Annotated in this window: 12 protein-coding genes; 7 read left to right on the forward strand and 5 right to left on the reverse strand. The window is 72.4% G+C overall.

Translation table 11 applies throughout. The features are described from left to right. The first annotated feature begins 76 nt into the window (after nucleotides 1–76). Nucleotides 77–1,516: an NAD(P)H-quinone dehydrogenase gene (locus tag AES38_RS04480; RefSeq protein ID WP_053773964.1), complete on the forward strand. Its 1,440-nt coding sequence runs from the start codon at nucleotides 77–79 to the stop codon at nucleotides 1,514–1,516. Between the two features lie 308 nt (nucleotides 1,517–1,824). Here AES38_RS04480 and AES38_RS04485 read toward each other — a convergent pair whose 3' ends face one another. Further along, nucleotides 1,825–2,496: a hypothetical protein gene (locus tag AES38_RS04485; RefSeq protein ID WP_157883509.1), complete on the reverse strand. Its 672-nt coding sequence runs from the start codon at nucleotides 2,494–2,496 to the stop codon at nucleotides 1,825–1,827. 130 nt (nucleotides 2,497–2,626) lie between these two features. On the opposite strand from AES38_RS04485, the gene AES38_RS04490 reads away from it, so the two are divergent. Next, on the forward strand, nucleotides 2,627–3,352 hold the full coding sequence (locus AES38_RS04490; protein ID WP_053773966.1) for a hypothetical protein: 726 nt from the start codon (nucleotides 2,627–2,629) through the stop codon (nucleotides 3,350–3,352). Between the two features lie 23 nt (nucleotides 3,353–3,375). Here AES38_RS04490 and AES38_RS04495 read toward each other — a convergent pair whose 3' ends face one another. Beyond that, nucleotides 3,376–5,145: an acetyl/propionyl/methylcrotonyl-CoA carboxylase subunit alpha gene (locus AES38_RS04495; RefSeq protein WP_053773967.1), complete on the reverse strand. Its 1,770-nt coding sequence runs from the start codon at nucleotides 5,143–5,145 to the stop codon at nucleotides 3,376–3,378. Nucleotides 5,146–5,267: 122 nt separating this feature from the next. Between AES38_RS04495 and AES38_RS04500 the strand changes: the two genes are divergently transcribed. Next, nucleotides 5,268–5,795, forward strand: a complete 528-nt coding sequence (locus AES38_RS04500) for a hypothetical protein (protein WP_053773968.1) — start codon at nucleotides 5,268–5,270, stop codon at nucleotides 5,793–5,795. Nucleotides 5,796–5,807: 12 nt separating this feature from the next. Here the strand turns inward: AES38_RS04500 and AES38_RS04505 are convergent, their stop codons facing one another. Continuing rightward, entirely contained in the window at nucleotides 5,808–6,479 is a 672-nt protein-coding gene (locus AES38_RS04505; RefSeq protein WP_053773969.1) for a Maf family protein, read from the reverse strand. An 84-nt stretch (nucleotides 6,480–6,563) separates the two neighbouring features. Here AES38_RS04505 and AES38_RS04510 point away from each other — a divergent pair, with 84 nt between their 5' ends. The 4 genes from AES38_RS04510 to AES38_RS04525 all read left to right on the forward strand — a co-directional run bounded on the left by AES38_RS04510 (nucleotide 6,564) and on the right by AES38_RS04525 (nucleotide 11,008). Continuing rightward, entirely contained in the window at nucleotides 6,564–7,811 is a 1,248-nt protein-coding gene (locus tag AES38_RS04510; RefSeq protein WP_053773970.1) for a class I SAM-dependent RNA methyltransferase, read from the forward strand. Between the two features lie 141 nt (nucleotides 7,812–7,952). Next, entirely contained in the window at nucleotides 7,953–8,657 is a 705-nt protein-coding gene (locus AES38_RS04515) for a response regulator transcription factor (protein WP_053773971.1), read from the forward strand. Between the two features lie 33 nt (nucleotides 8,658–8,690). Then, nucleotides 8,691–9,989, forward strand: a complete 1,299-nt coding sequence (locus AES38_RS04520) for a sensor histidine kinase (RefSeq protein WP_244629233.1) — start codon at nucleotides 8,691–8,693, stop codon at nucleotides 9,987–9,989. Further along, nucleotides 9,986–11,008, forward strand: a complete 1,023-nt coding sequence (locus AES38_RS04525) for a DUF8320 family protein (protein ID WP_053773972.1) — start codon at nucleotides 9,986–9,988, stop codon at nucleotides 11,006–11,008. The genes AES38_RS04520 and AES38_RS04525 overlap by 4 nt, the downstream gene beginning before the upstream one ends. A 265-nt stretch (nucleotides 11,009–11,273) precedes the next feature. Here the strand turns inward: AES38_RS04525 and AES38_RS04530 are convergent, their stop codons facing one another. After that, nucleotides 11,274–11,498: an acyl-CoA carboxylase subunit epsilon gene (locus tag AES38_RS04530; protein ID WP_053773973.1), complete on the reverse strand. Its 225-nt coding sequence runs from the start codon at nucleotides 11,496–11,498 to the stop codon at nucleotides 11,274–11,276. Continuing rightward, complete coding sequence (locus AES38_RS04535; RefSeq protein WP_167441267.1) at nucleotides 11,495–13,066, reverse strand: acyl-CoA carboxylase subunit beta; 1,572 nt, start codon at nucleotides 13,064–13,066, stop codon at nucleotides 11,495–11,497. The genes AES38_RS04530 and AES38_RS04535 overlap by 4 nt, the downstream gene beginning before the upstream one ends. Nucleotides 13,067–13,179: the final 113 nt, after the last annotated feature.

The following is a 13,179-nucleotide window of genomic DNA, read 5'->3' on the forward strand; positions in this document are numbered from 1 at the left end:
TGCGCGGACGGGGGCGGCCCGGGTCGCCGCGACGGGCGGGTTCGCGCGCGACGCGGGGCTACGCGATGATGTGCGCATGGGATACGAGTTCGAGGCCAACCAGCGGATCGCCGTCCTCGGAGGAGGGCCCGGCGGCTACGAGGCCGCCATCGCCGGAGCCCAGCTCGGCGCGGAGGTGACGCTCGTGGAGCGCGTGGGCGTCGGCGGCTCGGCCGTGATGACCGACGTCGTCCCCTCGAAGACCCTCATCGCCACCGCCGAGGCCACCAACGCGCTCGGCGAGGCCGCGGACCTCGGCGTCCAGTTCTTCTCCCGCGGCGAGCAGACGCGCCGGCCCGTGCGGCCCGAGGTGGCCGTCAACCTCCAGGCCGTCAACGACCGCCTGCTCCGCCTCGCGCGCCAGCAGTCCGAGGACATGAAGTCGAGCCTCATCCGCGCGGGCGTCCGCATCGTGCAGGGCGAGGGCCGGCTCGACGGGCCGAACCGCATCATTGTCTCCACCGGCCGGGGCGGGGCCGGCACCGACTTCGACGAGATCGACGCCGACACCACGGTCATCTCCACGGGCGCGAGCCCCCGCATCCTCCCCACGGCCAAGCCGGACGGCGAGCGGATCCTCACGTGGACGCAGCTCTACACGATGGAGTGCGTGCCCGAGCACCTCATCGTCGTCGGATCCGGCGTCACGGGCGCCGAGTTCGCCTCCGCCTACACGGCGCTCGGCGCGAAGGTCACGCTCATCTCCTCCCGCGACCAGGTGCTGCCCGGCGAGGACGCCGACGCCGCCCGCGTCATCGAGGACGTCTTCACGCGCAACGGCATGACCGTGCTGTCGAAGTCCCGCGCCGAGTCGGTCGTGCGCCAGGGCGACGGCGTGGTCGCGACGCTCGCCGACGGCCGGGTCGTCGAGGGCAGCCACTGCCTCATGGCGGTCGGATCCGTGCCGAACACCTCGGGGCTCGGCCTGGAGGAGGCGGGCGTGCAGATGAGCGAGTCCGGCCACATCCGGGTCAACCGCGTCGCGCGCACCTCCGTGCCGAGCGTGTACGCGGCCGGCGACTGCACCACGTTCCTCCCGCTCGCGTCCGTCGCGTCGATGCAGGGCCGCACGGCCGTCTACCACGCGATGGGCGACGCGGTCAGCCCCACCGAGCTCCGCAACGTGACCTCGAACATCTTCACGCAGCCGGAGATCGCGACGGTCGGCTGGTCGCAGAAGCAGATCGAGGAGGGGCTCGCGCAGGGCGACATCTACAAGCTCCCGCTCGCCTCGAACCCCCGGGCCAAGATGCAGAACGTGAAGGACGGCTTCGTGAAGCTGTTCGCGCGCACCGGCTCCGGCACGGTCATCGGCGGCGTCATCGTGGCGCCCAAGGCGAGCGAGCTGATCTTCCCGCTCGCGCTCGCGGTGGAGCACCGCCTCACCGTGGACGACGTCGCGCGTGCGTTCACGGTCTACCCGTCGCTCTCGGGGAGCATCTCCGACGCGGCGCGCGCCATGCACATCGTCCTCTGATCCAGAACATCGTCGCCTCAGGCGGGGTCGATGAGAGGGCATCCACGGGCGTCAGCCGATCGATCCCGACTTCTGAACAGGGTCGCACTGATCTCTGCCCATGCGCCTTTCCACTGGTCACGAGGGCCCGCGTGGCGTGCCGGAGCATCCGTGAGTCAGGCGATCATGTCCATGGATCGGATGCTGGACGCGGGTTCCGAGTCGTCTAGCAAGGACGCGCGGTTCGGGTATGGGGCTCGTCTACCGAGCGCGCGGGCTCGGTACCCACTGAGCACCGAGCCCGCGTCTGGTCATTTCGGGTCCAGCGGCTAAGGCGTCCGGTCACCCGTGCATGTCGGCCCTGTCCCGCATTTTGCTCGGAATTGCGTACTAGCGGCGACATCGCCCCACGGCACGCTGGCGCCACCATGGTGGGTCTTGTCCGCATAACCCAGTCCGTACCAGGCCAGCTGGATGCCGATGGTGCTTCCGTTGTACCCGCGGTAGTAGCCCAGTCCTTGGCCGAAGTTCATTTCTCCGTCAGAGAAGACGTCGAACGTGTAATCCGTCCGCGTCTCGTCGCTGAAGCCCACGACGTAATCGCCCTCGGTCGGCGTCGACCAGTCGATGGAACTGTACGCGAAGTAGGTGTGACCCGAGTCGGGCGTGATGTCTTCGCCGTCCTGCTCAGTAGCGGCTCTGGCGCTGGAGTCGCCGGCATCGGAGTCGGCCGCTGTCCGGGACGTCATGGCATCGAGCTTCTCCCGGGTCAGTCCTCCCGGTAGAGAACCATCGGGGTTCGGGATCACGACGAGGGTGCTGTCATCGATCGGTCCCGTGGGATAGAAGAGTCCTTCCGCGGTGCTCACTGCTTGGCTCGGATCGACGATCAGGTATCCGGGCGCCGAATGCGCGGAAGCCATGTCCGGTGCCGCGCTCGCGCCGGCGGCGAATGGTGTGGCGCTGAGCGCCGAGAAGGCGGCGCTCCTCCATTTCCTCATATGCATCGATCCAATCGTCAGGGACGCGATTCATGCGTCCTCGAGAGAGGAGGATAAGAGCCGATGGCGCTGGACGCGAGCTAATGCCCGTGGCGCGCGACTGTGGTAGAGGAGATCTCTCGACAAGACTGTGCAGAACTTCAGCGCAGGCGACAAGGGGGCGATAGCGTACGGGATATTTTGCCTCGAGAAAGCAGGTTTCTCCATGGAAACAGGTCGTCGTCATGCAGTCATTCACACGTTCGCTGGCTCGGCGCTCGCATTGGCCGCGGTGGTCGGTCTTCTCCATTCTTCAGTCCATGTCGCTCGAATCAGCAGCGACGTCGGGATCTTGGCGCTCGAGGTGTTCGGCGGTCCAGCTGCACTCATCGCAGCGGACGTGCTGGTGCTGGTCGGTTGGAGCCTGATGGCGATGCTCATCGGAAGAGGGAGTGGAGAGCGGAATGCACGACTCGCCGCGGTGGGTCTCGTGCTCTTCGGCGCTTATGGCGTGGTCAGCGACATGGTCTCCATGGCATGGCCGCTCGCTGGGGAGGGTGGGTTGGCGAGAGGCGGGCTGCAGACGGGCGCTCAGGTAGTCGCCGGTGTGGTCCTCGTACTCGCGATATGGGTCGTCGGCCGAGAGGGAATCGAGAGCGGCCTGGTCCTCGCGAGCCTCAGGGGCTTCGCTGGCGTGACCGCGGTCGGCGCGCTCGCCACAGCCGCCGCCCTCTATGTGATCCCCGCGGTTCTCACGATCCTCCAGTACACCGCGCTTCTCGAGCAGATCGCGTCGGGCGCGCTGGGGCTCATCCTCGGGTGCTCAGGGGCGCTGGCCTGGCGGCGACTCGACGAGGGGAACAGCGCAGACGCCTGAGCGGCAGGCAGGGCTGGAGGGGATCACACGATGTCGAGCAGGCGGTGCCCCGAGGGGACGGTCTGGCCGACCTCGGCCGCGAGGCCCGTGACGGTGCCCGCGGTGTGCGCCGTGAGGGGCTGCTCCATCTTCATGGCCTCCAGGACGACGAGGAGGTCGCCCTTGACGACCTGCTGGCCCTCCTCGACGGCGAGCTTCACGACGGTGGCCTGCATGGGCGAGGTGACGGATCCGCCGCCCGAGGTGTCGACGGAGCCCGCCTGCTTGCGGCGGGCGGGAGCCGCTGCTGCGCGACGTGACGACGATGCCCCCGCTGCGGGCGCGAGGTCCTCGGGGAGGCTCACCTCGATGCGCTTGCCGCCGACCTCGACCACGACCGTGTGCCGCGCGGGCGCCTCGGCGGCGTCCTCGAGGGCGCCCGACCAGGGCTCGATGGTGTTGTCGAAGTCGGTCTCGATCCAGCGCGTGTAGACGGAGAAGGGCGCGCCGTCCGTCGGCGCGAACGCCGGGTCGCGCACGATCGCGCGGTGGAAGGGCAGCACGGTCGGCAGGCCCTGCACCTCGAACTCGTCGAGGGCGCGACGCGAGCGCTCGAGGGCGTCCTCGCGGCTGGATCCCGTGACCACGAGCTTCGCGAGCAGGGAGTCGAAGGCGCCGGAGACCACGTCGCCCGCCCGCACGCCCGAGTCGACGCGCACGCCGGGGCCGCCGGGCGCCTGGAAGACGTGCACCGGGCCGGGCGCGGGGAAGAAGCCGCGGCCCGGGTCCTCGCCGTTGATGCGGAACTCGAACGAGTGGCCGCGCGGCGCCGGGTCGTCGTAGTCGATGAGGCCGCCCGCGGCGATGCGGAACTGCTCGCGCACGAGGTCGATGCCCGTGACCTCCTCGGACACGCAGTGCTCGACCTGCAGGCGCGTGTTGACCTCGAGGAAGGAGATGGTGCCGTCCTGCGCGACGAGGAACTCGCACGTCCCGGCGCCGACGTAGCCGACCTCGCGGAGGATCGCCTTGGACGCCGCGTACAGCTGCGCGTCCTGCTCCTCGGTGAGGAACGGCGCGGGCGCCTCCTCGACGAGCTTCTGGTGGCGGCGCTGGAGCGAGCAGTCGCGGGTGGAGATGACGACGACGTTGCCGGCCGAGTCGGCGAGGCACTGGGTCTCGACGTGACGCGGGCGGTCGAGGTACTTCTCGACGAAGCACTCGCCGCGGCCGAACGCGGCGACGGCCTCGCGGGTGGCGGAGTCGAACAGCTCCGGCACCTCCTCGCGGGTGCGGGCGACCTTGAGGCCGCGACCGCCGCCGCCGAACGCCGCCTTGATCGCGACCGGGAGGCCGTGCACGTCGACGAAGTCGAGCACCTCGTCGGCGCCGGAGACGGGGTTGAGCGTGCCGGGCGCGAGCGGCGCGCCCACGCGCTCGGCCACGTGCCGGGCCGTGACCTTGTCGCCGAGCTGCTCGATGGCGCTGGGGGAGGGGCCGATCCAGATGAGGCCGGCGTCGATGACCTGCTGCGCGAAGTCGGCGTTCTCGGCGAGGAAGCCGTAGCCCGGGTGCACCGCGTCGGCGCCGGAGCGGCGGGCGACGGAGAGGAGCTTCGCGATGACGAGGTACGTGTCCGCGCTGGTCTGCCCGTCAAGGGCATAGGCCTCGTCGGCGAGCGTGACGTGCAGCGCGTCGCGGTCCTGGTCGGCGTAGACGGCGACCGAGCCGATCCCCGCGTCCTTCGCCGCTCGGATGATGCGGACGGCGATCTCGCCTCGGTTGGCGATGAGGACCTTGTTCACACGCGTCATGGGACCCCAGCCTAGGGTCTGGGATGCGTGCGGCTTCGGAGGGTCGCCACAAACATGTGGGACGGCGGGGTACGCGCGCCCACAACCGGCCGCCGCCGGCCTCGCCCTGGCATGATCGACGCATGACGGCACCCGGCACCGGCGACGACGACGCGCAGGCCGCCGCGGTCGACCTCGCGGACCTCCTCGCCCGCACGGTGGCCGAGCTCCAGGCGCGCCGCGCGCCCGACGAGGCGCTCGCCGAGGTCCGCGCCAAGCGGTCGTTCGGGCCCATCAGGCGGCAGCCCGCGATGGTGCCGGTCGGACGCGCCTGGCGGCTCGGCGTGCTGCTGCTCTCGGCCGACGGATCCCTCCGCCGCACCGGCAGCATCACGCGCGCCGTGGAGCCCACGCGCTCGCAGGGCCTCGATTCGGGCGTGGAGGCGCGGAAGGAGGCCAGGCGCCAGGCCGTCCGCGCGTTCGCGGAGGGCGACGCGGTCGACTACGACTGGGAGCCGATCGCGCTCGACGCGGCGTCGCTGGCACGGGGATCCGGGCCGCTGTCGCTGCGCGGACGCGAGCTGCGCGTGCAGTGGGGGCCGAACGCCCACGAGACCCGGCCGCTCGCGGCGTACCTCGCCGACCGCATCGAGGTCCTCGGGATGGGCTGAGGCCCGTCCGCGTCAGACGAGGCGGGCCGCGACCGCGCCCGGCCGGTTCCAGAGGTCGGGCCACGCGACGCCGAGCTCGCGCACCAGGCCGCGCAGGGTCGGCAGCGACAGGCCGACGACCGTGCTCGGGTCGCCCTGGATCCGCTCGATGAAGGCCGCGCCGAGGCTGTCGATGGTGAAGGACCCGGCGACGAGGAGCGGCTCGCCCGTGGCCACGTAGGCGTCGATCTCGTCGTCGTCGATGTCGGCCCGGAAGCGCACGTCCGCGACGGCCGCGCGCCCGATCCCGCGGACGATCCGGCCGTCGGCGACCTCGATGAGCCAGTGGCCGGAGTGCAGGCGGCCCTCGCGGCCCCGCTGCGCGCGCCAGCGCTCCGCGGCGCGCTCGACGGTGTGCGGCTTGCCGTGCACGACGCCGTCGATCTCGAAGGCCGAGTCGCCGCCGAGCACCAGGCCCGTGAGGGGCGAGCCCGCGACGAGCTGGCCGACGACGGCCTCGGCCTTGGCCCGTGCGAGGAGCTGCACCATCTCCTCGGGTGCGAGGGGACCGTGCGCGGCCTCGGCGGCGGCGACCGCGGCGGGCTCGTCGACGTCCGAGTGCAGCACGACGGGCTCGACGCCCGCGGACCGGAGGAGCGCCAGGCGGGCGGGGGACGTGGAGGCGAGGTGCAGGCGCGTCGTCATCGGATCATCGTGGCATGCGCGTCCGAGGTGCCGGCGGGACCGGCTCCGTCTGCCGGGGGTGCCCGCGTGTGTCAGGGTTGCCGCATGGGTGAGCAGGTGGGCCGCGAGGTCGAGGTGGACGTGACCAACATCGCGCACGGGGGAGTCTCCGTCGCCAGGCACGACGGCCGGGTGGTCTTCGTCTCGGACGCGATCCCCGGCGAGCGGGTGCGCGCGCGCATCACGGAGGACTCCAAGAAGTCCTTCTGGCGCGCCGACACGGTCGAGGTGCTGGACGCCTCCCCGCACCGCCGTCCGCACGTGTGGGCCGAGGCCTCGGTCGACCGCGCGCCCGAGGACCGGGTCGGCGGCGCCGAGCTCGGCCACATCGACCTGGCGCACCAGCGCGAGCTCAAGCGCCGGGTCGTCGTCGACTCCCTGTCCCGCATGGCGGGCGTCGACCGCGAGGTCGAGGTCCGGGCGCTCCCCGGCGACGACGAGGCGGACGGCCTCGGCTGGCGCACGCGCGTCAGCCTGCACGTCGACGGCGACGGCCGCGTGGGTCCGTACTCCTCGCGCTCGCACCGCGTGGTCCCCGTCGAGTCGCTGCCCCTCGCCACCGCGGGCGTCAACGGCGCGGCGCCCTTCGGCCAGCGCTTCCCCGGCGTCGAGGGGATCGACCTGGTCGCCCCGGCGGACGGCCACGTGCGCATGCTCCTCATCGACGGCAAGCCGCAGCGTCGCGACACCATCACCGAGCGCGTGCGCGACCGGGAGTTCAAGCTGGAGGCCGGCGGCTTCTGGCAGGTGCACCGCCGCGCGGCCGAGACGCTGTACGACGCCGTCCAGTCCTCGATCGACGAGGCCCTCTTCGACCCGCGCGCCGCGAACCTCGACCTCTACGGGGGCGTCGGGCTGCTGGCGGCCGCCGTGGGCGACCGCTTCGGCGACACCGTGCGCATCACGAGCGTGGAGAGCGACGAGGTCGCCACCGAGTTCGCCGGCGACAACCTGGCGCAGTGGGTGGGGGCCGCGGCGCTGACCGCCCGCGTCGACCGCTACCTCCAGCACCTCGTGCGCGAGGCGAGCCCCGCGGAGCGCCGCCGGCTGCAGGGCGCGACCGTCGTCCTCGACCCGCCGCGCGCCGGTGCCAAGAAGCCCGTCGTCGACGCGCTCGCCGAGCTGCGTCCCGCGCAGGTCGTCTACGTGGCGTGCGACCCCGTCGCGCTCGCCCGCGACGTGGCCCTGTTCGCCGAGCGCGGCTACGAGCTCCGCTCCGTCCGGTCGTTCGACCTGTTCCCGCACACGCACCACGTGGAGAGCGTCGCCGTGCTGGTGCCCGCCGCCTCCTGACCGGGATCCCCGGGCGTCGGCCCGGCAGGGCGCGGCGCCCGGCCCGGGTGCCGTCCCGCCCGGGGTGCCGTCCCGCCGGGCTATACAGTGGGCGAGGGGACCGTCGGGGATCGACGGCGTCACGCGACGAGGGGGAGCCGGATGACCGACACCACGCAGGGATCCGATCCGGCGGCCGACGGCCGTCCGCCCGTCCGCGTCGCGGTGGTGGACGACCACGAGTCGGTGCGCCTCGGCCTCAAGGCCGCGTGCCTCGACGCCGGCTACGAGTTCATCCTCGCCGCCGCGAACGCCCGCGAGCTCGTCGAGGGCCTCGTCGGCCGCGAGTGCGACGTGGTCGTGCTCGACCTCTCGCTCGGCGACGGCTCGTCGGTCACCGACAACGTGAAGGCCGCGCAGGGCACGGGCGCCGCGGTGCTCGTGCACAGCATCGCGGACCGCGTCGCGAGCGTCCGCGAGGCGCTGGCCGCCGGCGCCGCGGGCGTCATCCCGAAGTCGTCGGCCACCCAGACCGTCATGGCGGCCGTCGCCACGGTGGCCCGGGGTGACGTGCTCAACAACCTCGAGTGGGCCACCGCCATCGACGCGGACCGCGACTTCGCCAAGGCCCAGCTCGGCCGCCGCGAGCGCGACGTGCTCCACCTCTACGCATCCGGCCTGCCGCTCAAGCTCGTCGCGCAGCAGCTCGGCATCGCGAACAGCACGGCGCGCGAGTACCTCGACCGGATCCGCGTGAAGTACGTCGAGGTGGGCCGTCCGGCACCCACCAAGGTCGACCTCCTCCGCCGCGCCGTGGAGGACGGCATCCTCCCGGGCCTGGACCAGGACGGCGGCGATGCCCGCTAGGCCACCGGCCAGCGCCCGCCGACGGCGGCACCCGTGACGCGCGCCCTCGCCGGGAACCCGCCGCGCACCCCCGACAACCCCATCAGCCTCGCCCGCATCGAGACGATCCTCGGCCGCGGCGCCGGCGCGTTCGGCCTGCTCTTCGCCCTGCAGTCGCTGCAGGTGATCAGCGAGCAGCTGGACGGCATGCGGCTCGCCTGGAACGTCGCGTTCCTCACGCTGTTCTTCGGCGGCCTCGTCTGGACCTGCGTGGCCGGCATCATCCGCCGCGGCGTCGTGCCCGCCCACGCGACCGTGGCCGTGCTGTTCGTCCTCGCCCTCGTGACCTGGCCGTTCGCCATCGAGCCCGCCGCGCTCGCCACCACCCCGCAGCCGTTCCTGTACCAGGAGCTCACCGTGGCCACGACGTGCGCCGCCATGGCGTTCCGGCTCTGGATCGCCGTGATCTACACGGTCGCCGTGCCGCTCGCGCTCGGCTTCCTGGAGGTGGTGGTGCGTCACGGCGTCATCACGCCGATCGACTCGTTCCTCCAGGTGCTGTACTCGATCATCCTCGGCGGCAGCGTCCTGATGATCGTCACGGTGCTCCGCCAGGCGGCCCTCGGCGTCGACTGGGCGCAGGGCACGGCGCTGACCCGCTACTCGCACGCGGTGCGCCAGCACGCCACCGAGGTGGAGCGCGTGCAGGTGGACGCGATCGTGCACGACAGCGTCCTCACCACGCTGCTCTCGGCGGCCCGGACCGCGGATCCCGCCTCCCGGGAGCTCGCCGCCACCATGGCGGCCAACGCCATGGGCCACCTCGCCGCGGCCGAGCAGGGCACCGACGACGACGCCTCGGTGCCGCTGCGCGCCGTCGCGAAGCGCATCGTCGACGCCGCCTCGGCGCTGTCCGCCCCGTTCGTGCTGGAGACCCGCGACCTGGGCACGCGCACGGTCCCCGTGGCCACCGCCGAGGCGATCTACTCCGCCGCCGTGCAGGCGATGATGAACAGCCTGCAGCACGCCGGGACCTCCGCCGAGGCCATCACCCGCCGCCTCGTCATCGCGGGCCACGGCGACGAGGGGGTCGCGATCGACGTCGTCGACGACGGGGCGGGCTTCGACCAGCGCCGCATCCCCACCGAGCGCCTCGGGCTCCGCGTGTCCATCAAGGAGCGCGTGGCGCAGGCGGGCGGGCTCGTCACGATCGAGTCGGCGCCGGGGGAGGGCACGGCCGTGCGGATCCGCTGGCCCGCGCCCGACGGCCCCGAGGCCGTCGTCGGCGCCGCGGCCGCGGACGCCGACGTGCCCGCCGCCGCTCCTGCCGAGGTCGAGGGCGGCGACCGGTGATCGTCGTCCCGCGCTCCATCATCCTCGGCGTCGCCGCCCTGTTCTCGGCGTACCACGTGGTGCTCGCGCTCGTGGCGATCGAGGCCCCCGCGGATCCGGCCGTGACGCTCCTGGCGGTGGCCCTCTACCTCGTCGCCACGACCATGAGCCTGTGGCCGACGAGCCCGACCGTGATGCCCGTGTGGCTCGCGTCGTTCGACCTCGCCGTCGCGATCGTCGTGCCCGTCCTCGTCACCAGCCAGCTGACCGCGGGGCACACGGCCCCGTTCGCGACGTGGCACGTGGCGGCCGTCGGGACCCTCATGACGATCACGTCCGCGCGGCGTCGGCAGGGGTTCGCCTGGGCGGGCGTCGTGATCCTCGCCGTCCAGACGGTCCTGTGGGCGGGACCGGGCGGCCTCGTCGACTACGGCGTGACCGGCAGCGTCCTCTGGGTCGCCGTGTCGCACGTCCTCGCGCACGCCCTCGCCAAGGCCGCGCGCGACGCACGGCAGTTCCACCGCGCCGAGCGCGAGGCCGCCGACTGGCAGGCGGCGCAGGAGGCGCACCTCTACGAGCGCCAGTTCCGCCTCCGCCAGACGAGCCGCATGGCGGTCCCGATGCTCCGCCGCATCGTGGAGACCGGCGGCGACCTGTCACCGGAGGAGCGGCAGGAGTGCCTCTACCTCGAGGGCGCGATCCGCGACGAGATCCGCGGCCGGACGCTCCTCAACGACGCCGTGCGGGAGCAGGTGATGCTCGCCCGGCGCCGCGGCACGGTCGTGACGCTCCTCGACGAGGGCGGCATCGACGACCTCGACGAGGCCACGCGCGACGTCGTGCTCGACCGCCTGGCCGCCGCCGTGCGGGACACGCGGGCGGACAAGATCATCGCGCGCACGGTGCCGGAGGGATCCGACACGGCGATCACGGTCGTCGGCCTCAGCGTGGCGGGCGACGGCAGCGCGAGCCTGCTGGGCAGCGACGACCTGGACGACGAGGTCGACCTGTGGCTGGAGATCCCGCGCCCGCGGGCCTGACCGGCGATCGGGACCGGTGCTGAGAGGCGCGGGGCCGGTGCCTGCACCGTCCGCCCCGCGCCCCTCCGGTCATCCCGGTGACCCGAGCACCAGGATGATCCGCCCCCCGGCGTCGTCTGCTCACCACAGTTGGACGACGCCGTGTTGACTGACCCGCGATGCGGGCCCCCCAGCACGATGAGTCTCACGCAACGTCATGGACCCGGCCAAGTCGTCATTTGCGAGGACACAGCCTGTGGGAAACGCCCGCGGCCGCGGCCGGCGCTCAGCCCGCGAAGCCGCGCCAGCGCCCCGGGCCCGGCGTGAGGGGGCCGCGCACGGCGCGCTGCGACCGCTGCCAGGCATCAGGTGCGCGACGCTCGGGCTGCTCGGACGCCGGCTGCGCCGCGAGGGCCGCGATGACGGCCGTCGCGGCCGCCAGCTCCTCCTCCGTGGGGGATCCGCCGAGCACGCGGAAGCCGCCGAGCGCGGCGTCGGGGGCGTCGCTCACAGCGGGATGTTCCCGTGCTTCTTGGGCGGCAGGCTGGCGCGCTTCGTGCGCAGCGCCCGCAGCGCCTTGATGACGGACGCGCGCGTGGCGGCCGGCTGGATCACGTTGTCGAGCTCGCCGCGCTCGGCCGCGAGGAACGGGCTGGCCACGTTGTACGTGTACTCGTTCGCGAGCCGGGTGCGCACGGCCGCGACGTCCTCGCCCGCGGCCTCCGCGCGCTTGATCTCGCCGCGGTACAGGATGTTGACGGCGCCCTGGCCGCCCATCACCGCGATCTCGGCCGTGGGCCATGCGAGGTTGATGTCGGCGCCGAGCTGCTTGGAGCCCATGACGATGTACGCGCCGCCGTAGGCCTTGCGCGTGATGACGGTGACGAGCGGCACGGTCGCCTCGGCGTACGCGTACAGGAGCTTCGCGCCGCGGCGGATGACGCCCGTCCACTCCTGGTCGGTGCCGGGCAGGTAGCCGGGCACGTCGACGAGCGTGAGGATCGGGATGGAGAACGCGTCGCAGAACCGGACGAAGCGGCTGGCCTTCTCGCCCGCCTCGATGTTCAGCGTGCCGGCCATCGCGTTCGGCTGGTTCGCGATGATGCCGACCGAGCGGCCCTCGACCCGCGCGAACCCGACGATGATGTTCGGGGCGAACAGCGGCTGCGTCTCGAGGAACTCCCCGTCGTCGACGACGAGCTCGATGATCGTCCGCATGTCGTACGGCTGGTTCGGGCTGTCCGGGATGATCGTGTCGAGCTTGAGGTCCTGCGCGGTGATCTCGAGGTCCGCGGTGCGGGGGAACTCCGGCAGCTCGGCGAGGTTGTTGTCCGGCAGGAAGCCGAGGAGCGTGCGCGCGTAGTCGAGCGCGTCGTCCTCGTCGCTCGCGAGGTAGTGCGCGACGCCGGAGACCTTGTTGTGGGTCAGGGCGCCGCCGAGCTCCTCGAAGCCGACCTCCTCGCCCGTGACCGTCTTGATGACGTCGGGGCCCGTGACGAACATGTGGCTGGTCTTGTCGACCATGATCACGAAGTCGGTGAGCGCCGGGGAGTACACGGCGCCGCCCGCGGCCGGGCCCATGATGAGCGAGATCTGCGGGATGACGCCGGACGCGCGCGTGTTCAGGCGGAAGATCTCGCCGTACTTGCCGAGCGCGACCACGCCCTCCTGGATGCGGGCGCCGCCCGAGTCGAGGATGCCGATGATGGGGACGCCCGTCTTGATGGCGAGCTCCATGACCTTGATGATCTTCTCGCCCGCGACCTCGCCGAGCGAGCCGCCGAAGATCGTGAAGTCCTGCGAGTACACGGCCACCTGGCGGCCGTTGATCGTGCCGGTGCCGGTGACGACGGAGTCGCCGTAGGGCCGCTTCGCGTCCATGCCGAACGCGTGCGTGCGGTGGCGGACGAACTCGTCGAGCTCGACGAACGAGCCGTGGTCGAGCAGCTGGTCGATGCGCTCGCGGGCGGTCATCTTGCCGCGCGCGTGCTGCTTCTCGATGGCGGCCTCGCCGCTCGCGGTGACGGCCTCGTGGTACCGCCTCTTCAGGTCGGCGAGCTTGCCGGCGGTCGTGTACATGTCCGGGGCGCCGGCGTCCTCGTCTGGCTCGTGTGCAGTCACCCGCCTCACTGTACCGGCGGGCATCCGCCCCGCCGTTGTAGACCGTGCACAGAAGACGGGGCGTGCCGGGT

Origin of the sequence: Clavibacter capsici, assembly GCF_001280205.1 — a bacterium.
GTDB classification, from domain to species: domain Bacteria; phylum Actinomycetota; class Actinomycetes; order Actinomycetales; family Microbacteriaceae; genus Clavibacter; species Clavibacter capsici.

Excerpts from the sequence above, each read along its gene's own strand:
- AES38_RS04500 (WP_053773968.1), top strand. The coding sequence starts at position 5,268 with ATGACGGCACCCGGCACCGGCGACGACGACGCGCAGGCCGCCGCGGTC.
- AES38_RS04505 (WP_053773969.1), bottom strand. The coding sequence starts at position 6,479 with ATGACGACGCGCCTGCACCTCGCCTCCACGTCCCCCGCCCGCCTGGCG.
- AES38_RS04515 (WP_053773971.1), top strand. The coding sequence starts at position 7,953 with ATGACCGACACCACGCAGGGATCCGATCCGGCGGCCGACGGCCGTCCG.
- AES38_RS04535 (WP_167441267.1), bottom strand. The coding sequence starts at position 13,066 with ATGTACACGACCGCCGGCAAGCTCGCCGACCTGAAGAGGCGGTACCAC.
- AES38_RS04480 (WP_053773964.1), top strand. The coding sequence starts at position 77 with ATGGGATACGAGTTCGAGGCCAACCAGCGGATCGCCGTCCTCGGAGGA.
- AES38_RS04485 (WP_157883509.1), bottom strand. The coding sequence starts at position 2,496 with ATGAGGAAATGGAGGAGCGCCGCCTTCTCGGCGCTCAGCGCCACACCA.
- AES38_RS04495 (WP_053773967.1), bottom strand. The coding sequence starts at position 5,145 with ATGACGCGTGTGAACAAGGTCCTCATCGCCAACCGAGGCGAGATCGCC.
- AES38_RS04510 (WP_053773970.1), top strand. The coding sequence starts at position 6,564 with ATGGGTGAGCAGGTGGGCCGCGAGGTCGAGGTGGACGTGACCAACATC.